This window comes from Streptomyces broussonetiae (assembly GCF_009796285.1).
GTDB lineage: Bacteria > Actinomycetota > Actinomycetes > Streptomycetales > Streptomycetaceae > Streptomyces > Streptomyces broussonetiae.
On sequence record NZ_CP047020.1, the window covers coordinates 8,447,064 to 8,470,763 of the forward strand.

The following is a 23,700-nucleotide window of genomic DNA, read 5'->3' on the forward strand; positions in this document are numbered from 1 at the left end:
ATCGAGCACCTCCTCTCGTCAATGACGTTGGTAATGGAAATTACGTGGCGCGTGATCAGGGAGTCAATAGCGTGGCCCGTGTGACAGGAATCATGGTTTGTTCCGGCCGTGTTTTTGCCCTGTTCGCCATGTGGCCGGATTCCATCTCGCAGGGGAAGGTCGGATGAATGGCCCGTTCTCATCCATGAGGAAGAGGTCGGCACCGGATTGCGCCGACCGGGAAGGTGGGGTGCCATGCAGGCCTGCCTGGGGGAGTCGAGTGCCGCCACCAGCGCGTCCGGAAACGGAACGAAACTTTCCGATTCGGCCCGAGGGTGCTCTCGCCTGGCCAATTCTCACCCTGTTGCGGGGGAAAGGTTTTGGACACTTCGTTGCAGGCCGCACAGGGCTTCACTGAAAACAAGATTTTACCAACAGCATGCAGATGGCACGGAGTGAAGGTCCCGAATATTCCGGACAGGGGGCCAATGGGGTCTTATTTCACGGGGTTCGGCCTTCCTCCGCAAGCCCCGGGCGGTCTTCCGCGTAGACCGCGGGCGTGCCTGCCGTGACTGCGGAGCCCGTTCGCCTTTCCCGGGGACCACGGCCGATGTGAACTCGACGCGACGGCCGAGATGCTGATCGAGGCCGAGGACGCCGGAGCGTCCCACCACGGCCCGTCCGGCGGCCCGGGTCGGAGCCTGCGCAGGTCCGCCGCCCCCACCTGTGGTGCGGCCCGCGCTCACCGCACTTCCTGGGCCCGGCAAGGGCGATGCCGAGCGGGCGTTGCTCGAGGCGGTGCGTATCCGGGCGGCTCGGCGCGGCTGCGGACTCGGCCGCTGCCTGCTGGAGTACGCCGTCTCCCGCGCCCGCACCCGGGGTTGCGCGCTCGTCCGGCACACCGGCAACAAGAGCCGTGCGCTGGCCCATCACTTCTCCGGTGCGCCGGGCTTCGTCCGCGGCCAAGCGGTTTTCACACAGGCGATCTGAGTGCCCGTCATCACTCGCCCGTGTCACCCTCGCGCGACGCGGCATGCGCAACCCCCATGGAATGCCCGGGTTTGTGTCGTTCGCCCTTCAGGATGCAGGGAACGATGTCGAACCTCCGGAGGTCATCCGACATGAGAGGGACCCGGCGCACACGGCTGTTCCTGGCCGGGATGATGGCAGCGTCCGCGCTGACCGCCACCCCCGCCGCAGGCGCCGCCGAGCGGACCGACGGCCACCTCACCGACCTGGTCAACCCCTTCATCGGGAGCCAGAACGAGGGCAACACCTTCCCCGGCGCCGCCGTGCCCTTCGGCATGGTGCAGTTCTCCCCGGACACCGGGCACTTCGCCGGATACGACTACACGCAGAGCCGCATCCGCGGCTTCTCGCTGGTCCATCTCTCGGGTGTCGGCTGTGGCATCGGCGGCGACCTGCCCGTGCTGCCGACCACGGGCGACGTGACGCAGACGGACTACACCAAGTACGCCGCGGCCTACTCGCACCAGGACGAGGCGGCGAGTCCCGGCTACTACCGTGTCGGCCTCGCCTCCGGCATCCGTGCCGAGCTGACCGCGACCGAGCGCACCGGTATGCAGCGCTACACCTTCCCCGCCACCGCGCAGGCCAACGTCCTGCTCAATGCCGCCCAGTCCCTGCACAAGGCGGTCTCCAGCAACGTCGAGATCCTCGACGACCACACCGTGCGCACCGCGATCACCGGCCACGGCTTCTGCCGCGACACCGGCCCCTACACCGTCTACACCATCACTCGGTTCAGCCGGCCCTTCACCGCCTACGGCACCTGGGACGGCCGGAGCGTCACCCCGGGCTCCCGCAGCGGACACGGTGGCGCCTACGTACGCTTCGACACGACCAGGGACCGCACGGTCGAGGCGACCACCGCGCTGTCGTACGTCGACGCGCACGGCGCGGCCGGCAACCTCGACGCCGAGGGCGGCCGGTCCTTCGACGCCGTGCGCGAGCGGGCCCGGGAGGAGTGGGAGAAGCGGCTCGCCGGCGTCCACGTCCAGGGCGGCACGGACACGCTGCGCCGGACCTTCTACTCCTCGCTGTACCGGTCGTTCCTCGCGCCGAACATCGGCGGCGACGCCGACGGCAGGTACCTCGGCTGGGACCGGCGTATCCGCCACGCCGACGGCTTCACGTACTACCAGAACTGGTCGCTGTGGGACACCTACCGAACCCAGGCCCAGCTCCTCGCCCTGCTCGCGCCGCGCGAGGCACGGGACATGGCCCGCTCGGTGGTCGCGATCGACGAGGACGGCGGCTGGCTGCCCAAGTGGGGTTACGGCCCGGTCGAGACGAACGTCATGAGTGGTGACCCGGTCACCCCGTTCCTGACCACGGCCTACCAGTCGGGCCTGCTCAAGGGCTTCGAGGAGCGGGCCTACCGCGCGCTGAGGAAGAACGCCGACGGCGTCCCGCCCGCCTCGTACCCGGGCATCGGCCGGGAGGCCAACGCCGAGTACCTCGCGCACGGCTTCGCGCCGTACGTCGACAAGCGCCCGTACGCCAAGATGGGCGACTCCGACTACCACCACGGCGCCTCGGTCACCCTGGAGTACGCGCTCGCCGACGCGATGCTGGCCCAGATGGCCCGTGGTCTCGGCCATGGCGCGGACGCCGCCCGGTACGCGGCCCGCGCGCAGAGCTACCGGAACATCTTCGACCCCGCGACCGGCTTCTTCCGCGCCCGCGACGCCTCCGGCGCCTTCACCGGCTCGGCCGACCCGGCCCGCGGCACCGGCTTCCACGAGGGCACCGCCTGGCAGTACCAGTGGCTCGTCCCGCAGGACGTGCCCGGCATGGTGCGGCTCATCGGCGGCGAGCGCGCGGCCAACGACCGGCTGGACTCCTTCTTCGCCTACGGCCGGCTGCTCGCCGACCCCGCGCAGACCGCCCGCGAGGTGTGGGTGCACGGGAGCGCGTACGCCTACTACAACGCCGACAAGTACAACCCGATGAACGAGCCCGATCTGATCGCGCCGTACACGTACCTCGCCACCGGTCAGCCCTGGAAGACCACCGACGTGGTCCATGCCGCGCTGACCCTGTTCACCGACGGGCCGACCGGCATCACGGGCAACGACGACCTGGGCACGATGTCCGCCTGGAACGTGCTGTCGTCCATCGGCATGTTCCCGATCCAGCCCGGCTACGGCACCTGGGGTCTGTCCACCCCCGTCTTCGACCGGGTCGACCTCACGTTGGACCGCCACTACTGGCCGAGCGGCGCACTGACCATCACGGCGCCCGGCACCTCGGCCGCCGACCGCTACATCCAGTCCGTGCGCACCGACGGTCACGTACACGGCCGGACGTATGTGACGAACGCAGCGCTGCGCTCGATGCGCTCACTCGCGTTCACGGTCGGCTCGCGCCCGTCTGAGTGGGGTACGTCACCCGAGGCGGCGCAGCCTGTCCTGAGGTGAGCACGGCGTATTCCGTGGTCCCGCCTCCGTTCGGGGGGCGGGACTTAATCTGGCGTTAACTGTGCGTAGCATGATCGTACTTGACCGTAATCGGGTGTCGGAGATTGACTGCGAGTGACTGCACATCCACCCGTCGTCGATGCGTGAGGCAAGCCCTTGACTTCCGATCTGCTCGCTCCCCTCGACCTGGCGTTCTGGAACATCGAGTCCGACCGGCATCCGATGCACCTCGGCGCGCTCGGCGTCTTCGGCGCCCACTCGCCCACCGCCGGCGCCCACGCGGCCGACCTGCTCGCCGCCCGCGCCGCCGCCGTACCCGGACTCCGCCTGCGCATCCGCGACGTGTGGCAACCGCTCGCCTTCGGCGCCGCCGTGCGCGAGACGGATCCGGACTTCGACCCCCTGAACCACGTACGGCTGCACGCCCCGACCGCGGACTTCCACGCGGTCGCCGGCCGGCTCATGGAACGCCCGCTGGAGCGGGGCCGGCCTCCGTGGGAGGCCCATGTGCTGCCCGGCGAGGACGGGATGTCCTTCGCGGTGCTGTTCAAGTTCCACCACGCCCTCGCCGACGGGCTGCGCGCGCTCAAGCTCGCCGCCGGCGTCCTGGACCCGGTGGACCTGCCCCAGCGGGCGCCGCGCGCCATCGAACCGCCGCGTGGTCTGCTGCCCGACGTGCGCCGGCTGCCGGGACTACTGCCCGGACTGGTCCGGGGCGTGCTGTCCGACGCGGGCCGGGCCCTGGACATCGGCGCCTCCCTCGCCCGCTCCACGTTCGGCATGCGGCCCTCCTCCGCGCTGACGTCGTCCCCCAGCGGCACCCGCCGCACGGCCGGCGTGGTCGTGGACATCGACGACGTGCACCGGGTGCGCAAGAGCGTGGGCGGCACGGTCAACGACGTGCTCATCGCCGTCGTCGCCGGTGCGCTGCGCCGCTGGCTGGAGGAGCGCGGCGAGTCCACCAAGGGCGTGGCGCCGCGCGCCCTCATCCCCGTCTCCCGGCGCCGTCCGCGTACCGCCCACCCACAGGGCAACCGGCTCTCCGGCTACCTGATACCGCTTCCCGTCGGCGAACCGGACCCGCTCGGCCGCCTGGACACCGTGCGTACGGCGATGATCCGCAACAAGGACGCGGGACCGAACCGGGGTGCGGGCGCCGTGGCCCTGCTCGCCGACCACGTCCCGGCCCTCGGCCACCGGCTCGGCGGTCCCCTCGTCGGCCAGGCCGCGCGGCTGTGGTTCGACATCCTGGTCACCAGCGTGCCGCTGCCCGGGCTCGGGCTCAGGCTCGGCGGTCACGAGCTGACCGAGGTCTATCCACTGGCCCCGCTCGCTCCCGGCCAGTCTCTCGCGGTGGCGATCTCGACGTACCGCGGCCGTGTGCACTACGGCCTGGTCGCCGACGCGCAGGCGGTGCCGGACCTGGACCGGTTCGCCCACGCGGTGTCGGCCGAGATCGAGACGCTGCTGTCCGCCTGCGAGGCCTGAGGGGCACCCACCCGTCCACCCGCACCCCTCTTGTCGCCGGGTGCGGGTGGCCCCCTCGGGCGTCGCTCCTCGACACGCCCCGACCACGCCCCGACGTCGGCGACCGTCCGGATCGTGGTCCTGCTCCGGGCGGGTTTGGCGGGTGGCCGGTCCGCTCCGTAAAATTCCCCGTTCGAAAGCGGGCGCGAGTCGGCGCGCTGCGCGGGTGATCAGGGAAGCGGCAGCGCGATGACGGTGACAGAGGACGGCTCCATGGCCTCCATGGCCACGGACGAAGTGGTCTACGGGCCGGGTATCGACCCCGAGCGGCTGGCCGTCTGCCTCAGCGTGCTCGAGGAACTCGACACCATCGAGGTCGACCACCCCGACGCGATCAGGGTGCGCCGGGCCACCTCGCACATCTACCGCACGGTCAAGCAGCGCCGCCGCCAGGAGCGCCGGGCCGCCAAGACCGCGCACGACAAGGCGGTCACCGAGGCCACCGCGACCGGCTCCGCCGAGCGCATCGACGACGAGACCGAGGGCATCCTGCCCAGCTCCAAGGTCGAGGAGGGCAGGCTCGCGGGCATACTCCAGCGCCCGCGCTCCTGCTACACCTGCAAGGGCCGCTACGTCGAGGTCGACTACTTCTACCACCAGCTCTGCCCGGACTGCGCCCGCATGAACCGGGCCAAGCGCGACGCCCGTGCCGACCTCACCGGCAAGCGCGCCCTGCTCACCGGCGGGCGCGCCAAGATCGGCATGTACATCGCGCTGCGCCTGCTGCGCGACGGCGCCCACACCACCATCACCACGCGCTTCCCCAAGGACGCCATCCGCCGGTTCAAGGCGATGGAGGACTCGGCGGACTGGATCCACCGCCTGGAGGTCGTCGGCATCGACCTGCGCGATCCGGCGCAGGCCGTGGCCCTGGCCGAGCAGGTCGCCGAGGCGGGCCCGCTCGACATCCTGATCAACAACGCCACGCAGACCGTGCGCCGCCTGCCCTCCGCCTACGCGGCCCTGGTCGAGGGCGAGAGCGCCCCGCTGCCCGCCGGGGAACTCCCCGCCCATCACGTCATCGGCGCCTTCAACTCCGGCGCCGTCGACGGCATCGCCGCGCTCCCCGTCGGCACCAGCGGCCTGGACGCGCAGAAGGTCGCCGACCTCGCCCTCGTCGCGGGCAACGCCAGCGTCGCCCGGCACATCGAGGGCACCGCCATCGACGCCGGCGGCCTGCTCCCCGACGTCGTGGAGACGAACACCTGGGTACAGACCATCGAGCAGATCTCCCCGGTGGAGTTGCTCGAGACCCAGCTGTGCAACTACACCTCGCCGTTCATCCTCATCAGCAAGCTGCGCCCGGCCATGGCCGACGCCGCGAAGAAGGCGGACAGCGGGCGCAGCTACGTCGTCAACGTCTCGGCGATGGAAGGCGTCTTCAGCCGCGGCTACAAGGGCGCCGGGCACCCAAACACCAACGCCGCGAAGGCGGCCATGAACATGGTCACGCGGACCAGCGGCCAGGAGATGTTCGACACCGACGGCATCCTGATGACCTCCGTCGACACCGGCTGGATCACCGACGAACGGCCGCACTACGACAAGCTGCGCCTCGCCGAGGCCGGCTTCCACGCCCCGCTCGACCTGGTCGACGGCGCCGCCCGCGTCTACGACCCGATCGTGCGCGGTGAGGCGGGCGAGGACCTGTACGGCGTGTTCATGAAGGACTACGCGCCCGGCAAGTGGTGACACCCCGCAGGCGACGCGTACTTCGTGGCTGAACTCCCGTTGCGGGCCCCATGGGACTGCAGGGGGACTGCGGCCCCTCAGGGGGCCGGGCCGCGTCGCCGCCTAGACCCCGGGCCCCCCGCGCAACCGCTGGTGCACGGCGTACGGCACTGCCGTGGACGCGGCGCGCACCCGTGTCCCGCCGTCCACGAGCAGATCCGCGCCCGTGACCCACTCGGCCGCGTCGGACACCAGCCACACCACCGCCCGGGCCACGTCCTGAGGTTCCCCGATCCGCCCGAGCGGCAGCCCCGCGGCCACCTCCGCCTCGCCCGGCTCCCACACGAACCGGGCCATCTCGGTGCGCACCAGCCCGGGGGAGACGGAGTTCACCCGCACCCGGGGCGCGAGTTCGCCCGCCAGCTGTCCGGTGAGATGGAGCAGGGCCGCCTTGGTGGTGCCGTACGCGCCCACGTTCGGGCCCGGATGCGTGGCGCCCTCGGTGCACACATTGACCACGGCCCCGCCGTGCTCGCGCATCCAGCCCCGCCACGCACACCGCACCAGCCGCAACGGCGCCTCGACGTTGACGGCGAACGCCTCGCGCCAGGCGTCCGGGTCGGTGTCCATCAGGGGTCCGTACGGCCGGTTCGTCGCCGCGTTGTTGACCACGATGTCCAGCCGCCCGAACGCGCGCAGCGCCAGCTCCGTCAGCGCCTCCGGGTGCCCCGGTCCTGCCACGTCCCCGGCCAGGCCGATCCCGCCCAGCTCGGCGGCGGTGCGCCGCACCTCGGCCGCGTCCCGCGCGGTCACGCAGACCAGCGCCCCGGCCGCGGTGAGGGCCTCGGCCACGGCTCGCCCGATGCCACGCGTTGCGCCGGTGACGACGGCCGCCCTGCCATTCAGTGCGCACGACGACGTCATCGCCCTACCGTCTCATGACGGGCCGTCAGGCAACAGGGGCGTGCGCAGGAGCGGTCAGTCCACTGCGCCGAGCCTGGAGTGCCGGGCCGCCACCAGTTCGAGTACCGTGCGCCAGTCCTCCAGGACGCCCGCGTCGAAACCCGTCGTGCGGCCCTCCTCGTCCGCGAGGCGCAGTCGCTGCACATCGTCGTCGGCGGTGCCCGCGTCCCCGCGGACCAGCCGGAACACCCGCTCCCCGAGCAGGGGACGCACCGCCTCGGCCGTGCTGCGGGCCCGGCCCGCCTCGTCGCCCGGGCACAGCACCGGCCCGATCCCGTGTACCAGGCCCGCCACCTGGAGCTCCTTGTCGGCGGGTCGGCTGCGGCGCAGCAGTGCCGCGGTCCGCAACGCATGCTGGTGCCGGCCGGCGTACAGCAGATCCATCAGCTCCTCGACGCTGCGCAGCTCCATGCGTCAGTCCTTCCGCGAGACAGCCGTTGCCCGCACGCCAGCAGATCATGTGGAGCTTGCGGTCCGGCCAACGGCACCTGAACCGTGTCGCGTCGCCGAGTAGACCAACCGGGTGAATCGCAGTGAGGGTTTGGTGATGCGCTTTGTGGCAAATAGCGGCATATTGATGGGCATTGGGGTGCTGCATGACTCGTATTAGTTACAGCTTGTTTGCACTCCCTATCGAGCGGACATCCGCTCATTTGGTTAATCTGGTAGGGACGGGCAGCAGTAGTGGGTCCCACCCAGACCCATCGTCCGTACGTACCGGCGCCACCGCGTCCGAACTGGCCTTCCATCCAGACCCGAGCGGGCGTCCAGCACCGGAGCACATGCTGTCCGGCAGGCCCCCAAGGGTGACCCGACACATAAGGAGTGCGCGGTGACACCGGAGAAGACGAATGGCGAGCAGCGCCCCAAGGAACGCACGGAGCGCGGGGGCCGACGGCGGCCCGGAGAGCTGGGGAGCCTCGACGTGTGGGCCCGCTCGGCCCCGATCCGCCTCGCGGGCTACGAGGACGACCTGGCCGAGCCGCACATCCTGCCCAGCGTCGACTGAGCCCCGGGCAGAACCGTTCGCGATCGCCGTACGCATGGGCGTGGCCGCCGGTGACGACCGGGCGGGACCACGCCCGTGCGGGACGCGGACCCACACCCGTGCCGATCAGACGAGCCGTGGCCGACGACTGGCCGCGGATCTGGCCTTTCTGGCACCGGATCGTCGCCGCCGCCGAGACCTACACCTGGGACCCGCGCACGAGTGAGGACGACGCCCGTGCGCTGTGGATGGGCCCGGCCAAGCGCGTCTACGTCGCCGAGGACGCGGCGGGAGACGTGGTCGGAACCGCTTACCTGACCGCCAATTACGGAGGCCCCGCCTCCCGGGTGGCCAATGCCGGCTTCATGGTCGACCCCGACCGCGCGGGGCAGGGCATCGGCCGGGCCCTGGCCGAGCACCTCCTCGCCGAGGCCCGGGCGCACGGCTATCGCGCGATGGTCTTCAACGCCGTCGTCGAGACGAACCCCGCGGTCGGCCTGTGGGCCTCCCTCGGCTTCAGGATCCTCGGCACGGTTCCCCAGGCCTTCGACCACCCCAGGCACGGCAGGGTGGGGCTGCACATCATGTACCGGTCACTCGAGTAGGCGGGGCTCAGGGGCCCGCCACCCGTGCCGTGCGCTGCCAGGGCCGCCGCTTCTCCAGTTCCTCCGCCAGCCCCAGCAGGGCGTCCTCCGAGCCCGGGCGCCCGACGAGCTGGACGGCACAGGGGGCACCGGAGGGGAGCCTGCCGACAGGGACTGACATCGCGGGCCAGCCGGTGAGGTTCCATGGCGGGGTGAACGGGGAGTACGCGCTGTTGGCGAGGATGTTGCGCAGCCAGCCGCGTTCGTGCCACGGGCCGGCCGCGGGGGAGCGGCGGGCCAGCGCCGGGGTGAGCAGCACGTCGTGCTCGGTGAAGAAGGGCATCAGCTGCGCGCGCAGCCGCTCGCGGCTGTCGCCGTTGCGGACCGGGCCGACGAACCGCCGGCCCAGCGCCGCGTGCACCCGGGTCCGCCGGGCCAGCCGCGCCGGGTCCAGGCCCTCGGCGTCCACGGCCGTCCCCGCCGTCCAGTGCCGCAGCGCGGTGATGCCCAGGGAGAGCGGATACGGCGGCTCGGCCCGGCGCACCTGGTGCCCGCCCCGTGCCAGCACCCCGGCCGCCTCCCGCACCGCGGTCGTATACGGCCTGCTCACGCCGGTCCCGGCGAGCGGGCTGCGCAGGGCCACCGCGACCCGTAGCGACACGGGCTCCTGGGCCCGGGGTACAGGGGTGTCCGCGAGCACGTCCAGCATCAGCCGCAGATCCTCGACCGTCGTGGCCAGCGGGCCGTTCTCGGCCATGCCGAACCAGTCGCCGTGGCCGATCCCGGCGGGCACCACCCCGTGCCCCGGCTTCAGCGTGACCAGACCGCAGTTCGCGGCCGGGATGCGCAGCGAGCCCATGCCGTCGTTGCCGAGCGCGAGCGGTACCAGTCCCGCGGCCACCGCCGCCGCACTGCCGCCGGAGGAGCCGCCCGCCGTGCGCGAGAGGTCCCACGGATTGCGGGTCGTGCCGTACACGCCCTCCGTGGTGCCGAAGACGCACAGTTCGGGCACGTTCGTCAGTCCCACGACCACCGCACCGGCCGCGCGCAGCCGGGCCACCGTCACATGGTCGGCGTCGGCCGGGGTGTCGGGTGTGGCGGCCGAGCCGTCGCGCCGGGACTCGCCGCGCACCGCCAGGTTGTCCTTCACGGCCAACGGGACACCCGCAAGGGGCAGTTCGGCCAGATCGGCACGCGAGGCCAGCTCGTCGGCCTCGGTGAGCGCCGCCTCGGCCCGCACCGTGCGAAACGCCCCGATCCGCCGGTCGAGCCGCTGGATGAGCGCAAGGTGTTCCGCCACCACCTCCCGAGCCGTGACCTCCTTCGCGCGTACGGCGGCGGCGATCTCTGCGGCGGTCCGGCCGGCCCACTCGGTCACGGGCACTCCTTGGCTACTCGTCGGTATGAATCGAGGCGCAGGGAGAACTGTGCCCGGTCGGGCGCCACACGTCGAGAGGCCGATCACGGACCGGTGATCTGTCATCCGATCTCTACTTCAATTTTCGGCAGCCACAGCCCCGTTGACAGTCCCGTAATCCCCCCACAATCATCAGACGTCCGATGACTCGGAAGAGTATGGGAGCCGCTCATGAGCACGTATCCCAGACGGCGAATCCTGGGCGCGGCGGCGGGCGTGACCGCCGTGGCCGCCCTCCCCCTCACCGCGGCCACATCCGCACGGGCCGCCGAACGCCAAGGACCCTGGGTCGCCGTACCCGATCCGGTCTCCGTCCCGCTCGACGTCCTCTACGACAACGACGGCATCGACACCGCCTCCGCGCGCGGCGGCGACTTCGACGGATCCGGGTACACCTTCCCAGGCGAGGAACTGGCCGCCGGCCGCGTCGAGGTCGACGGCGTTCCCTTCCTCTTCCCCGCCTCGACCGAGGGCGCCAAGAACAACGTCGTCGCCCTCGGCCAGCGCCTCGACCTGCCCAAGGGCCGCTATCTGTCGGCGTTCTTCCTCACCGCGGGCAGCTACGGTGACGCCTTCGGGCAGGCCACCGTGCACTACGCGGACGGCACGACCACCACCGCGGGGCTCGGCGGCGCCGACTGGTACTCCGCGGGCGGCCCGCTGTCGGCGCCCTACCGTTACCGGCCGGACGGCGGCAGGGACGAGCACGAGGTCGGCATCGGCGTCTCGGAGGTGTGGTTCGACCCGCGCCGCGAGGCGGTCGCCGTCACGCTCCCCGTCACCAGCCCGGCCGAGGCGAACAAGACCTCCCTGCACATCTTCGCCCTCACCCTCCAACCGGCCGCCGAGGGACGGGCGTTGGCTCTGCGCTCCCCGCACTCCACACCGTCCCTGCTCGAACCGGCCGGCACGCAGAGCGTGGAGGCGACCGTCGTCAACGCCGGCACGGTCGCCGTCCTGGCCGCCGACGGTGTCTCGGTGGCGGTCGACGTCCCGGGCGCCCGCACGGTCCAGCCCGCCCGTGTCCGCCGCCTCGACCCCGGCGAACAGGCGCGCGTCCGCATCGGCATCCGCAACCGCCCGGGCACGGCGGCGGGCACCCGGGCGGACGGCACGGTGACGGTCACCGGCCGGGGCGCCCGAGTGACCGCGGGCAAGGCCGCGTTGACCCTCGGCACCGCCGACTACGCCCCCACCGAGGACTCCCTGTCCGCGCACCAGGCGCCGTACTGGTTCCAGGGCGCCAAGTTCGGCATCTTCATCCACTGGGGTGTCTACTCCGTGCCCGCGTGGTCGCCGGTCGGCAAGGAGTACGCCGAGTGGTACTGGGACCACATGCAGGACCCGGCCGACGCCGTGTACGCCTACCACCGGGACACCTACGGCGAGGACTTCGCCTATGACGACTTCATCCCCCGTTTCACCGCCGAGAAGTTCGATCCGCGCGCGTGGGTGGAGCTGTTCCGTGACGCGGGCGCCCAGTACCACGTGCTGACCTCCAAGCACCATGAGGGCTTCGCCCTGTGGGACACCAAGGTCTGCGACCGCAACGCCGTCAAGATGGGCCCCAAGCGGGACCTGGTCGAGGAACTTTTCGAGGCGAGCCGCCGCTACGCCCCCGAACTGCACCGGGGCCTGTACTTCTCCATGCCGGAGTGGTTCAACCCCGACAACCCGTGGATGGGCCACGCCCCGCGCAATCCGTACACCCTCGCCCCGGTGCCGTACACCGGCTACACCGCCGGCAAGGACTACGTCCGCGACTACCAGGCCCCGCAGATGCTGGAGCTGATCCACGGGTACGACCCGGAGATCATCTGGTGCGACATCGGCGGCGCCAACGACAGTCTCCATGTCCTCGCCGAGTACTTCAACCACGCCAAGAACCGGGCCCGTCCGATCGACGTGACCGTCAACAACCGCTCGGGCATCGCCTTCCACGACTTCACGACCCCCGAGTACACGACGTACGACAACACGGTCGTCGCCAAGTGGGAGGCCAGCCGGGGCCTGGACCCCTTCAGCTACGGCTACAACCGGGCCACCCCCGACTCCGCCTACATGACCGCCGAGGAGGTCGTGCGCAGCCTCGTCGACATCGTCTCCAAGAACGGCAACTTCCTCCTCGACATCGGCCCGCGTGCGGACGGCACGATCCCCGAGATCATGCAGACCCGGCTGCGCGAGACGGGCCAGTGGCTGAGGGTGAACGGGGAGGCGGTGTACGACACCACGTACTGGTCCCGCACGGCCCAGCTCGGCGACGACCTGCGCTTCACCGTCCGCCCCGACGAGGCCTTCTACATCCACTCCCTCGCCGAGCCGGGCGCGAAGCTGACCGTGCAGGCGCCGGTGCCGGTGCGGCCCGGGGACAAGGTGACGATGCTGGGGTACGACCGCCCCCTGACCTGGACCGTCACGGGCGGCTCGCTGGTGGTCGACGTCCCGGAGGCGGCCCGCAAGGCGGGCCGGTACGTGTGGGTGTTCAAAGTGCAGTGGTATGGCTGAGCGAGGCGGCAGACGCAGCAGGGGACACTCCCTGCTGCTCGGCATCGCCTCGGCCCTGGCACTGTTCGTCCCACCGGTTCCCGCACTCGCCCGGCGGGCGCGGCCGCCGACCCCGCTCACCGCACCGGCTCTCGTCAACTGGAGGGCAGGGACGGGAGTCACGCCTACGGGCGACAAACCCGGCTGGTCGTCGGCAGCGGCGCCGAACGCCGAGTGGCCGACACCCTCGCCGAGGACCTGCGGGCGTCGGGCCGGGCCACGGCACGGTCCCGTCGTGACGGGCGGGGCCAGGTCGGACGACGTCGTGATCGGCATCGAGCCGCCGCGGACCTCGTTCGGCGCCAAGGGGTACGAACTGCGCTCGGGTGCCCGGCCGTCGGTCACCGGCGCCACCGCGACCGGTGCCTTCTACCGCACCCGCACCCTGCTGCATCCACATCTCCCTGCCCTGGCTGGAGAACCTCGTCCGCGAGATGGCCTACCACAAGCTCAACCGGCTGCTCCGGGAACCCAAGGTGAAGAGCGACACCCCCCGGAGGCCAACAGCCGGAGCTACTACACCAAGGACTTCCCGTGCGCCGACCGTAACCACGGCCGCGGCTACGGCAGTCCGGGCCCGCGTTCCCGCGGCGCAGCCGCCGCGCCCGTACTGCCCCGTCCCGTCAGCCGGGGTACCGGCACCCCCACCGCGCGGGCCGCGTCCCCGTCCAGCAGAGCCAGCAGTTCGCGTGCCGCCGTGCGGCCGAACTCCGCACTGTCGCGGGACAGCGCGGAGAGTTGGGGGGTGACCATGCGGCACAGGGCCGAGTCCTCCCAGGAGACCACCGAGACGTCCTGCGGGACGCGGAAGCCGAGGTCGGCAGCCGCCGAGAGTCCCGCCACGGCCATCACGTCGTTGTCGTAGATCAGCGCCGTGGGAGCGGGGGAGCCGTCCAGTACCCGGCGGGTCACCGCGGCGCCCTCCGTGTCGGAGTAGTCGGTGGGCACCGAGCGGACCTCGCTCAGCCCCCGTCGCAGCGCCTGCGCACGCAGCGTGGCGATCCGGCGCTGGGTGTGCGCCAGGTCGGGCAGGCCGGCGATGTGCACGATCCGGCGGTGGCCGAGCGCCGTCAGCTCGTCCACCACCGAGGCCATCGCACCCGCGTCGTCCGCCCACACCGTGGACAGCCCCGGATGGCACACCTCGGGTGCGCCGCCGATCACCACGGCGGGCAGGCCCAGTTCGTCGAGCAGGCCGGGGCGTGGGTCCTCGGCGCGGGGGTCGGCCACCAGGACGCCGTCCACCCGGTGCTCCGCCCACCAGCGCCGGTAGACCGCGCACTCGTCGGCCACGTCCTCGGCCATCTGGAACAACAGGCCCAGATGGCGTTCGGCGAGCACTTCCTGGATGCCGGAGACGAGTTGGAGGAAGAAGGAGTCGACGCCCAGGGTGTGCGCGGGACGGGCGAGGACGAAGCCGAGCGTGGCCGCGCCCTCGCCGGACAGCGCGCGGGCGGCCGTACTGGGGCGCCAGCCCAGCTGCTCGGCGACCCGGCGGACCCGGGCGCGGGTGGCCTCGGAGACACCGGGGCGGTCGTTCAGGGCGAAGGAGACCGCACTCTCGGAGACCCCTGCACGCCGGGCGATGTCCTTCATCGTGGGCCGGCGTGCGGGAGACCGTCTGGTCGGCGGCACACTGCACCCCCTTCCGGGTGTTGTTGGCTAATGCGCTTGAGTGTCAAGACCCTAAAGCGCATTAGTGAACCGTGACAACCTCTCGAACCGAACTCTCTGACCTGCACTAATGAACGCCATATTTCTTTAGTTCGCGAATCCGTTGACTTTTTCCGAACGGCCCGTGCATGGTCTCTGGCACCCCCAACTGCCGGACACAGCAAGGGAGCCGTGTCACCGTGCCCACACCTCGCAGAGCCCTCCTCGCCGCTGCCGTCGCCCTCGTCCTGCCGCTGAGCGCCTGCGGCTCGGGCGGTGACGGCGGCGGCTCGACCGACGCCTCCGGAAAGGTCGAGGGAAACATCACCTTCGAGACCTGGAACCTGCGCGCCAATTTCAAGTCGTACTTCGAGGGGCTGATCGCCGACTTCGAGAAGAAGTATCCGGGCACGCAGGTGAAGTGGATCGACCAGCCCGCCGAGGGCTACGCCGACAAGCTCAGCGCCGACGCGGGCGGCGGCACCCTGCCCGACGTCGTCAACGTCTCCCCGGACCTGGTCGCCCCGCTCGCCCGCGCCGGGCTGGCCATGGACCTCGACAAGGCAGCCGGCACATACAAGTCCGAGTATCTGCAGGGGGCTTGGGCCAGTCACCAGGTGCCGGGCCTGAGCGGCACCTACGCCTTCCCGTGGTATCTGAACACCGGCCCGCTCTTCTACAACAAGGCCCTCTTCCGCGAGGCCGGGCTCGACCCCGACCAGGCGCCCAGGACGTATGACGAACTCTTCGCGGACGCCCTGCAGATGGCGAGGAAGAGCGGCGGCAAGGTCGCCACCCTCGCCAACGTGCCCACCATCGAGGACTTCGGGCGCTACGGTGTCCCGCTGATGAACCAGCAGGGCAGCGCATTCGCCTTCAATGACACCAAGGGAGTCGAACTCCTCACCAAGTACAAGCAGTTGTACGACGCGGGCGCCCTTGATCCGCAGGCGCTGACCGCGACCCCGGAGTCCTCCGGCAAGAAGTTCCTCACCGGCGCCGTCGCCATGAACCCCGGCAGTGCCCTGGACCTCGGCAACTTCAAGAAGAACGCGCCGAGCCTGTACAGGAACATCGGCATCACCGACCAGATCACCAGCACCGGGCACGTCAACATGTACGTCATGGGAGTGATGGTCAACTCCCGCACCAGGCACACCCCGGCGGCCGTCGCCTTCGCCCACTTCGTCACCGACGCGCAGAACCAGATGTCGTTCGCCAAGAAGGTCGCCATCTTCCCGAGCACCGCGGGCTCCCTGAACGACCCGTACTTCACCAAGGAGGACGGCACCGACGAGACCCGGGTGCGTATCGCCGCCGCCAAGTCCCTGAAGAATGCGGTCAATTACACACCCGTCCTGTTCAGCGACCAGATGAAGACCGCGCTGCGCAACGAGGTCGCCAAGGCGCTCCAGGGCAAGGAGAGCCCCAAGCAGGCTCTCGACAACGCTGTCAAGGCCGCCGACCGCCTGCTCCAGCAGGGCTGAGCGGCCATGGCCGTCCCCCTCCGCGTCACCAACCGTCCACCGGCCCGGATCCGGCGACAACTCCCGCACAGCCCCTGGCTGTTCGCCGCACCCGGACTGCTCGTCACCGGCGCCTTCGTGCTCTACCCGTTCGTCTCCACCCTGGTGAACTCCTTCACCGACCGCCGCACCCTGCTGCCCGGCCGCTTCGTGGGCCTCGCCAACTTCCGCGAGCTGCTGCACGACGACATGTTCTGGACCGGCCTGCGCAACAGCACGCTCTACGTCCTCGGCGTCGTACCGGCCCTGGTCGTCCTGCCGTTGCTGCTCGCGCTGCTGGTGCAGAAGAACATCCCCGGCATCACCTTCTTCCGCTCCGCCTTCTACACCCCGGTCGTCGCCTCGATCGTGGTCGTCGGGCTGATCTGGGTGTGGCTGCTGGACGAACGCGGCCTGGTCAACTCGCTGCTGCAGGCCATCGGGATCGGCCGGGTCGGCTTCCTCAGCGACCAGTGGCTGCTCCTGCTGAGCGCCATGGCCGTCACGGTGTGGAAGGGCCTGGGCTACTACATGATCATTTACCTGGCGGCGCTGGCCGACGTGCCCCGCGAACTGCACGAGGCCGCCGCCGTGGACGGCGCGGGACCGCTGCGCCGCTTCCTCACGGTCACCGTGCCCGCCGTGCGCTCCACGATGGTGCTGGTCGCGGCCCTGTCCTCGGTCGCCGCCTTCAAGGTGTTCTCCGAGGTGTACCTGATGGCGGGCCCGGACGGCGGCCCGGCCGGCGAGGACACCACCCTCGTCATGCTCGTCCAGCGCACCGGCACCGGCCTGACCGGCCGCGTCGGTTATGCCTCCGCCCTGTCCGTCGTCGTCTTCCTCGTCACCGTCGCGCTCATGCTGCTCGTGCTGCGTACCGACCGCAGGGAGGAGCCGTGAGCGTCCTGGAGAAGGTACGGCCCGAGAGGACCGTCACCGTGCGACGGGAGCCGCGCCTGACCGACCAGCACGGCCGCCGAGTCCGCGTCGGCGAGCTGGTCTGGCGCTATCTGCTGCTTCTCGCCGTCCTCGCGCTGACCGTCGGCCCGTTCCTGTGGCAGCTGTCCACCTCCCTCAAGGGCCCCACCGAGGACATCTACAGCTCGCCGCCCAGCTTCCTGCCCGCTCATCCCACCCTGCACAACTACGCACGGGTCGCCGACACCATCCCCGTCTGGGACTACGCCCTGAACTCCCTGAAGGTCGCCACCGCCAACGTCGTGACCAACTGCGTCGGTTCGGCCCTCGCCGGATACGCCCTGGCCCGGCTGCGCTTTCGCGGCCGGCGCGTGACCACGCTCGTGTTCGTGCTGGCCATGCTCGTGCCCGTCGAGGGCATCGTCATCGCCCAGTTCACCACCATGCGCGAACTCGGCCTGAACAACACCCTCATCGGCGTCGTCCTGCCCGGCGCGATCGGCGCGATGAACGTGCTGCTGATGCGCAACGCCTTCCGTTCGTTGCCGTACGAGATCGAGGAGGCGGCCTACGTCGACGGCGCCACCGTCTGGCAGCGGTTCCTGCGCATCGCGCTGCCCTCGGTGAAGGGGACGGTGGCCGTCGTCGCGATCTTCGCCTTCATGGGCGCCTGGGACGACTTCCTGTGGCCGCTCATCGTGCTCAGCGATCCCTCCAAGTTCACCCTCACCATCGGCCTGAACTATCTGCACGGCACCTTCGCCAACGACGAACGGCTCGTCGCCGCCGGCACCGTGATCGCCGTGGCCCCGCTCATCGCCCTCTTCGCCTGTCTGCAGCGGTACTTCTTCCGTGGCGTGGGCGAGGGCGCCGTCAAGGGCTGACCGACGTCCACCTTCCCGCAAGGACACCCATGCCTCCTGCCGTGCGCTTCGGCGTCAACTACACCCCGAGCGAAGGGTGGTTCCACCACTGGCTCGACTTCGACCTCGACTCCGTGCGCGCCGACCTCGACGCGATCGCCGCGCTCGGCCTGGACCACATCCGCGTCTTTGCGCTGTGGCCCTACTTCCAGCCCAACCGCACCCTGATCCGCCCGCACGCCGTCGAGCAGCTCGTGGCCCTCGTCGACGCCGCCGCCGAACGCGGCCTGGCCGTCAACGTCGACGGTCTGCAAGGACACCTGAGCAGCTTCGACTTCCTGCCCGCCTGGACCCGCACCTGGCACCGGCGCAACCTGTTCACCGACCCGGACGTGGTGGACGGCGAGGCCGCCTACCTGCGCGCCCTCGCCGCCGCCCTCGCCGACCGCCCCAACTTCCTCGGCATGACCGTCGGCAACGAGGTCAACCAGTTCGCCGCCGGCCCGCACCCCGACCCCGACCGGATCACGGCCGAGGAGGCCGAGCGGTGGCTCGTGCGCATGCTGGGCGCCTGCGCCGAGGGCGCCCCGGGCCGGCTCCATCTGCACGCCTCCTACGACGCCGCCTGGTATCAGGACGACCAGCCCTTCACCCCCGCCCACTCCGCCCGCCTCGGCGACGTCACGGCCGTGCACTCCTGGGTGTTCAACGGCACCGCCCAGCGCCACGGCCGGACCTCCGTGCCGGCCGAGCACCACGCCGCCTATCTCGTCGAACTGAGCAAGGCCTGGGCCGGGGCGCCGCACCGGCCCGTGTGGCTCCAGGAGGTCGGCGCACCCGCCCCGCTCGTGCCCGCCGAGCACGCCGCCGCGTTCGCCGAGGCGACGCTCACCCATGCCCTGGACTGCCCCGACCTGTGGGGCATCACCTGGTGGTGTTCGTACGACGTCGCCCGCGACCTCGCCGACTTCCCCGAACTCGAATACGGGCTCGGCCTGTTCACCAGCGCTCGCGCGCCCAAGGACATCGCCCGCGTGCTCGCCGACGCGGCACACCGCACCCGTCCGGCCCCGGCCGTGCGCACCACCGCTCTCGTCGTGCCCGGCGAACCGGAGCGCCGCTCCCGCTGCGCCCCCGGCGGAGACGTCTTCGACGCCTTCTTCCGGCTGGTCGCCGACGGCGCCCGCCCCACCACCGTCCTCGACGTTCGTGCGGACGACAAGGACCACCTCGCCGTACGCGGCATCACCGAAGTCGTCACTCCCGACCAGGTGCTCCTCACCCCACGCGGAGGCGCCCGCTCGTGAACCCCACCAGACGCACGGTCCCGCTCGCCGCCGCCACCCCGGCCGCGCACCCGAACGCCCGCGTCACGGCGGCGAGCGGCAGCGGCCTCCGCCTCGCCCGGGGCGCCGCCCCCGGTACCGTCCGGCACTACGAACTGCACCGCCTCCTGCCGCACGGCACCCGCCGCTTCCTCGGCGGCACCTGCCGGCACGCCTGCCGCCTCGCCGGCCTGCAGGGCGAACAAGGGGCGAGCGCGGGACGGTTCGAACGGCGCGCCGTGGGGGAGCTGTACACCACCTCGGCCCCCGTCACCGTCACCCACACCTGGTAATCACCCGGAACCCCGCAGGGAGCACCCCGCATGCATGACGACCGCACTCTGGTGGAAGCCCGCCTCAGGCGCGTCCTCGACGAGCGCATCCGTCCCGCCGTGTACCCCGAGTCCGTGCCGCTGCGGGTCGCCGTCTGGCACGCGCCCGGCGAACCCGTGCCGGTCGCGGAGGGAATCGCCGCCGAGCCGGAGCCCGTCGAGGTCGGCGCCCGGTGGGGCGCGCCCTGGGGCACTAGCTGGTTCCGGGTGACCGGGGCCGTACCGCAGGAGTGGGCGGGCAAGACCGTCGAGGCCCTGCTCGACCTGGGCTTCGACGAGAACATGCCCGGCTTCCAGTGCGAGGGTCTCGTCTACCGGCCCGACGGCTCTGCGGTGAAGGGCCTCAACCCACGCAACCAGTGGGTGCGCATCGGCGCGCCCGTCGAGGGCGGCGAGGAGGTGCGCCTGCACATCGAGGCCGCCTCCAACCCGGTCGTCCTCGACTACCACCCCTTCCTGCCCACGCAGCTCGGCGACAAGGAAACCGCGGGCAGCGAGCCGCAGTACACGCTCGCCCGCATGGACCTCGCCGTCTTCGACGAGACCGTCTGGCAGCTGGTCATGGACCTGGAGGTGCTCGGTGAGCTGATGGCCGAGCTGCCCGTGGACTCCGCCCGCCGGTACGACATCCTGCGCGCCGTCGAGCGCGCCCTGGACGCCGTCGACCTCCAGGACGTGGGCGGCACGGCGGCCCGGGCCCGGGAACGGCTCACCGGTGTGCTGTCCGCCCCCGCCGTGCCCTCCGCGCACCGGATCAGCGCCGTCGGGCACGCGCACATCGACTCGGCGTGGCTGTGGCCGCTGCGCGAGACGGTCCGCAAGGTGGCGCGGACGACCTCCAACATGACGCAACTCATCGAGGACGAGCCGGAGTTCGTGTTCGCCATGTCCCAGGCGCAGCAGTGGGCGTGGGTGAAGGAACACCGGCCCGAGGTGTGGGCACGGGTGAAGAAGGCGGTGGCCGAGGGACGGTTCGTGCCGACCGGCGGGATGTGGGTGGAGTCGGACACCAACATGCCGGGCTCGGAGGCCATGGCCCGTCAGTTCGTCCACGGCAAGCGGTTCTTCCTCGACGAGTTCGGCATCGAGAACGAGGAGGCCTGGCTGCCCGACACGTTCGGCTTCGCCGCAGGACTTCCGCAGATCATCAGGGCGGCCGGCGCCAAGTGGCTGCTGACCCAGAAGATCTCGTGGTCGCGGACCAACACGTTCCCGCACCACACCTTCCAGTGGGAGGGCATCGACGGCACCCGGATCTTCACCCACTTCCCGCCGGTGGACACCTACAACTGCGCCATGAAGGGCAGCGAACTCGCCCACGCGGAACGCAGCTTCAGGGACAAGGGCAGGGCCCGGCACTCCCTTGCGCCCACCGGGTGGGGCGACGGGGGTGGCGGCACGACACGCGAGATGGTCGCCAAGGCGGCCCGGCTGCGTGACCTCGAAGGCTCCGCGACCGTCGTCTGGGAGACACCGCGCGCGTTCTTCCGCAAGGCCGAGGCCGAGTACCCCGAGCCGCCCGTGTGGGCCGGTGAGCTGTACCTCGAACTGCACCGCGCCACCCTCACCAGCCAGGCGCAGACCAAACAGGGCAACCGGCGCAGCGAACACCTGCTGCGCGAGGCGGAGCTGTGGGCGGCCACGGCCGCCGTCCGCACCGGATTCCCCTACCCTTACGAGGAGTTGGACCGCATCTGGAAGACGGTGCTGCTGCACCAGTTCCACGACATCCTGCCCGGTTCGTCCATCGCCTGGGTGCACCGGGAGGCACGGGCGACGTACGGCCGGATCGCCGGGGAACTGAACGACCTCATCGGCGCGGCTCAGCGGGCCCTGGCGGGGGAGGGGGCGCGGACGCTGGTCTTCAACTCGGCGCCGCACAGCCGTGACGGTGTGCCCGCCGGCGGGGCCGGAACGCCGCGCACGCCGCAGGGCACGACGCTGTCCCCACGCGCCGCGGGCGGACACGTCCTGGGCAACGGACTCCTTCGCGTCGAGGTCGACGCCCGTGGCCTCGTCGTCTCCGCCCACGACATCGAGGCCGACCGCGAGAGCGTCGCCCCGGGCACGGCCGCCAATCTGCTCCAGCTCCACCCGGATTTCCCGAACATGTGGGACGCCTGGGACGTGGACGAGTTCTACCGGAACACGGTCACGGACCTCACGGACGTGGACGAGGTGAGCGCCGGCGAGGACGGCACCTCGGTGCGGATCACCCGGTCCTTCGGGAACTCCCGTGTCACCCAGGTGCTGTCCCTGCCGCCCGGCGAACGGCGGCTGCTGATCGACACCGAGGTCGACTGGCACGAGAGGGAGAAGTTCCTGAAACTGGCCTTCCCGCTCGACCTGCACGCCGAACGGTACGCCTCGGAGACCCAGTTCGGGCACGTGTACCGGCCGACCCACACCAACACCTCGTGGGAGGCTGCCAAGTTCGAGGCGTGCAACCACCGCTTCATGCACCTGGAGGAGCCCGGCTGGGGTGTCGCGGTCGTCAACGACTCGACGTACGGCCACGATGTGACCCGCACCGTGCGGACCGGTGGCGATCGCGGTACCACCACCACGGTGCGCGCGTCCCTCCTGCGTGCCCCGCGCTTTCCCGACCCCGAGACCGACCAGGGCGTACACCGTTTCCGGCACGCCCTGGTCCTGGGTGCCTCGGTCGCCGACGCGGTCCGCGAGGGCTGGCGGATCAACCTGCCACAGCGCCCGCTGACCGGCACCCACGAGGTGGCCCCGCTGGTCACCGTCGACAACGACGCCGTCGTGATCACGGCGGTGAAACTCGCCGACGACGGCAGCGGCGATGTGGTGGTCCGCTTCCACGAGGCCCACGGCGGACGGGCCCGGGCGACACTCACGGCCGGCTTCGAGGTCGCCGACGTCACCGTGACCGACCTGCTGGAACGGCCGGTCGGCGACAGCGGGCCGCCGCGGCGCGACGGCGCGCGGATCACCGTACGACTGCGGCCGTTCGAGCTGGTGACGCTCAGGCTACGGCGGGCCTGACGGGCGCCGCGGATCACGCCGCTCGGAGTCCGGGGGGCGGTGGTCACGGGGTGCCCCTGGTGGCCAGGCGGCCGATGCCGACCGCCCCGGGCTCTGCTCGGTCGGGTCACGTGTGGAGCCGCGCCCGGTGCGGGCCACGGTCGGTGAGGTCATGGGCCCAGTTGGGCCCGTAGCCACTCCTCCACCTCGCCCACATGGGCCGCTGCCGCCGCCCGTGCCGCCTCCGGGTCGCGGGCGGCGAGGGCGCGGTGGATACGGGCGTGCTCGCGGCGGGTGCGGGCGAAGGCGCCCTCCTCCTGGTAGCCGCGCCAGACCCGGGCGCGGAAGGTGCGCGAGGACAGGCCCTCCAGGATCGCCGCCATGGTCTCGTTGCCCGCCGCGGCGGCGATCTCGCGGTGGAAGGCGAGATCGTGGGCGAGGATCTCCTCGGGGTCGTCGGTGGCGTTCATCGCCGCCAAGTGCTTCTCGACGGCGGCGAGTTGGTCAGCGGTGATGCGCGCGGCGGCCAGCGCGGTCGCCGTCGACTCCAGGATCCGGCGCACCTCCAGCAGTTCCACCAGGCGTGGGCCCCGGGAGAGGTCCGCGACCACACCGAAGGTCTCCAGCAGGTCGCCTGCCTCCAGCGCGGTGACGTAGATCCCGGAGCCGTGCCGGGCCTCCAGGACACCCATCACCGTCAGCGCGCGGATCGCCTCCCGCATCGAGCTGCGGGAGATGCCCAACTGGACGGCGAGATCCCGCTCGGTGGGCAGCCGCTGGCCCGGCTCCAGCCGGCCCTCGGCGATCATCGCCTTGATCTCCTCGATGGCGCGCTGGGTCACCGTGCCCTTCTGCGGGGCTGCCTCGTCCACGCCACTCCTCCAGCCACCCGGTGCCGACGCCCGGTCACCCGGTGCAACGCAGTCTAACCAGCAGAGTGGTCGGACCACTACGGCGCGAAAGCCGGAATTTTCGCTGCACGAGGGTGTTGCAT

General features: G+C 71.2%; 18 protein-coding genes. 13 read left to right on the forward strand and 5 right to left on the reverse strand.

Going from position 1 to position 23,700, the window contains the following annotated elements; genetic code table 11:
- The first annotated feature begins 705 nt into the window (after positions 1-705).
- The 4 genes from GQF42_RS38550 (at position 706) to GQF42_RS38565 (ending at position 6,641) form a co-directional block, all read left to right on the forward strand.
- Entirely contained in the window at positions 706-969 is a 264-nt protein-coding gene (locus GQF42_RS38550) for a GNAT family N-acetyltransferase (RefSeq protein ID WP_158927720.1), read from the forward strand.
- A 131-nt stretch (positions 970-1,100) separates the two neighbouring features.
- Positions 1,101-3,422 (forward strand): GH92 family glycosyl hydrolase, encoded by a 2,322-nt coding sequence (locus GQF42_RS38555; protein WP_158927721.1) that lies wholly within the window; start codon positions 1,101-1,103, stop codon positions 3,420-3,422.
- Positions 3,423-3,578: 156 nt separating this feature from the next.
- Complete coding sequence (locus GQF42_RS38560) at positions 3,579-4,910, forward strand: wax ester/triacylglycerol synthase family O-acyltransferase (RefSeq protein ID WP_158927722.1); 1,332 nt, start codon at positions 3,579-3,581, stop codon at positions 4,908-4,910.
- A gap of 228 nt (positions 4,911-5,138) precedes the next feature.
- Positions 5,139-6,641, forward strand: coding sequence for an SDR family NAD(P)-dependent oxidoreductase (locus GQF42_RS38565; RefSeq protein ID WP_158927723.1), 1,503 nt, complete (start codon positions 5,139-5,141; stop codon positions 6,639-6,641).
- Positions 6,642-6,743: 102 nt separating this feature from the next.
- Here the strand turns inward: GQF42_RS38565 and GQF42_RS38570 are convergent, their stop codons facing one another.
- Both GQF42_RS38570 and GQF42_RS38575 read right to left on the reverse strand, forming a co-directional pair.
- Complete coding sequence (locus GQF42_RS38570; RefSeq protein ID WP_158927724.1) at positions 6,744-7,544, reverse strand: SDR family oxidoreductase; 801 nt, start codon at positions 7,542-7,544, stop codon at positions 6,744-6,746.
- Between the two features lie 54 nt (positions 7,545-7,598).
- Positions 7,599-7,994 carry a hypothetical protein gene (locus GQF42_RS38575; protein ID WP_158927725.1) on the reverse strand — a complete coding sequence of 132 codons (396 nt, stop codon included), beginning with the start codon at positions 7,992-7,994 and terminating at the stop codon, positions 7,599-7,601.
- A 421-nt stretch (positions 7,995-8,415) separates the two neighbouring features.
- Here GQF42_RS38575 and GQF42_RS38580 point away from each other — a divergent pair, with 421 nt between their 5' ends.
- Positions 8,416-8,592 (forward strand): hypothetical protein, encoded by a 177-nt coding sequence (locus tag GQF42_RS38580; protein WP_158927726.1) that lies wholly within the window; start codon positions 8,416-8,418, stop codon positions 8,590-8,592.
- 98 nt (positions 8,593-8,690) lie between these two features.
- Positions 8,691-9,176: a GNAT family N-acetyltransferase gene (locus GQF42_RS38585; protein ID WP_158927727.1), complete on the forward strand. Its 486-nt coding sequence runs from the start codon at positions 8,691-8,693 to the stop codon at positions 9,174-9,176.
- Between the two features lie 7 nt (positions 9,177-9,183).
- Here the strand turns inward: GQF42_RS38585 and GQF42_RS38590 are convergent, their stop codons facing one another.
- On the reverse strand, positions 9,184-10,533 hold the full coding sequence (locus GQF42_RS38590; protein WP_158927728.1) for an amidase: 1,350 nt from the start codon (positions 10,531-10,533) through the stop codon (positions 9,184-9,186).
- A gap of 210 nt (positions 10,534-10,743) precedes the next feature.
- Between GQF42_RS38590 and GQF42_RS38595 the strand changes: the two genes are divergently transcribed.
- Entirely contained in the window at positions 10,744-13,080 is a 2,337-nt protein-coding gene (locus tag GQF42_RS38595) for an alpha-L-fucosidase (RefSeq protein ID WP_158927729.1), read from the forward strand.
- Between the two features lie 600 nt (positions 13,081-13,680).
- On the opposite strand, the gene GQF42_RS38600 is transcribed toward GQF42_RS38595, so the two are convergent.
- Positions 13,681-14,715 (reverse strand): LacI family DNA-binding transcriptional regulator, encoded by a 1,035-nt coding sequence (locus GQF42_RS38600; protein WP_158927730.1) that lies wholly within the window; start codon positions 14,713-14,715, stop codon positions 13,681-13,683.
- A 257-nt stretch (positions 14,716-14,972) separates the two neighbouring features.
- On the opposite strand from GQF42_RS38600, the gene GQF42_RS38605 reads away from it, so the two are divergent.
- Genes GQF42_RS38605 through GQF42_RS38630 form a run of 6 tightly spaced genes read left to right on the forward strand, consistent with a single transcriptional unit; the run spans position 14,973 to position 22,727 of the window.
- On the forward strand, positions 14,973-16,259 hold the full coding sequence (locus GQF42_RS38605) for an ABC transporter substrate-binding protein (RefSeq protein ID WP_158927732.1): 1,287 nt from the start codon (positions 14,973-14,975) through the stop codon (positions 16,257-16,259).
- Positions 16,260-16,265: 6 nt separating this feature from the next.
- Positions 16,266-17,177, forward strand: a complete 912-nt coding sequence (locus GQF42_RS38610; protein ID WP_158927734.1) for a carbohydrate ABC transporter permease — start codon at positions 16,266-16,268, stop codon at positions 17,175-17,177.
- Positions 17,174-18,079, forward strand: coding sequence for a carbohydrate ABC transporter permease (locus tag GQF42_RS38615; protein ID WP_158927736.1), 906 nt, complete (start codon positions 17,174-17,176; stop codon positions 18,077-18,079). The genes GQF42_RS38610 and GQF42_RS38615 overlap by 4 nt, the downstream gene beginning before the upstream one ends.
- 29 nt (positions 18,080-18,108) lie before the next feature.
- Positions 18,109-19,365 carry a glycoside hydrolase 5 family protein gene (locus GQF42_RS38620; protein WP_158927738.1) on the forward strand — a complete coding sequence of 419 codons (1,257 nt, stop codon included), beginning with the start codon at positions 18,109-18,111 and terminating at the stop codon, positions 19,363-19,365.
- Positions 19,362-19,676, forward strand: coding sequence for a hypothetical protein (locus GQF42_RS38625; protein WP_199272945.1), 315 nt, complete (start codon positions 19,362-19,364; stop codon positions 19,674-19,676). The genes GQF42_RS38620 and GQF42_RS38625 overlap by 4 nt, the downstream gene beginning before the upstream one ends.
- A 30-nt stretch (positions 19,677-19,706) precedes the next feature.
- Positions 19,707-22,727, forward strand: coding sequence for an alpha-mannosidase (locus tag GQF42_RS38630; protein ID WP_158927740.1), 3,021 nt, complete (start codon positions 19,707-19,709; stop codon positions 22,725-22,727).
- A 149-nt stretch (positions 22,728-22,876) separates the two neighbouring features.
- Here GQF42_RS38630 and GQF42_RS38635 read toward each other — a convergent pair whose 3' ends face one another.
- A complete protein-coding gene (locus tag GQF42_RS38635; RefSeq protein WP_158927742.1) occupies positions 22,877-23,578 on the reverse strand; it encodes a FadR/GntR family transcriptional regulator in 702 nt (233 codons plus the stop codon).
- Positions 23,579-23,700 lie beyond the last annotated feature (122 nt).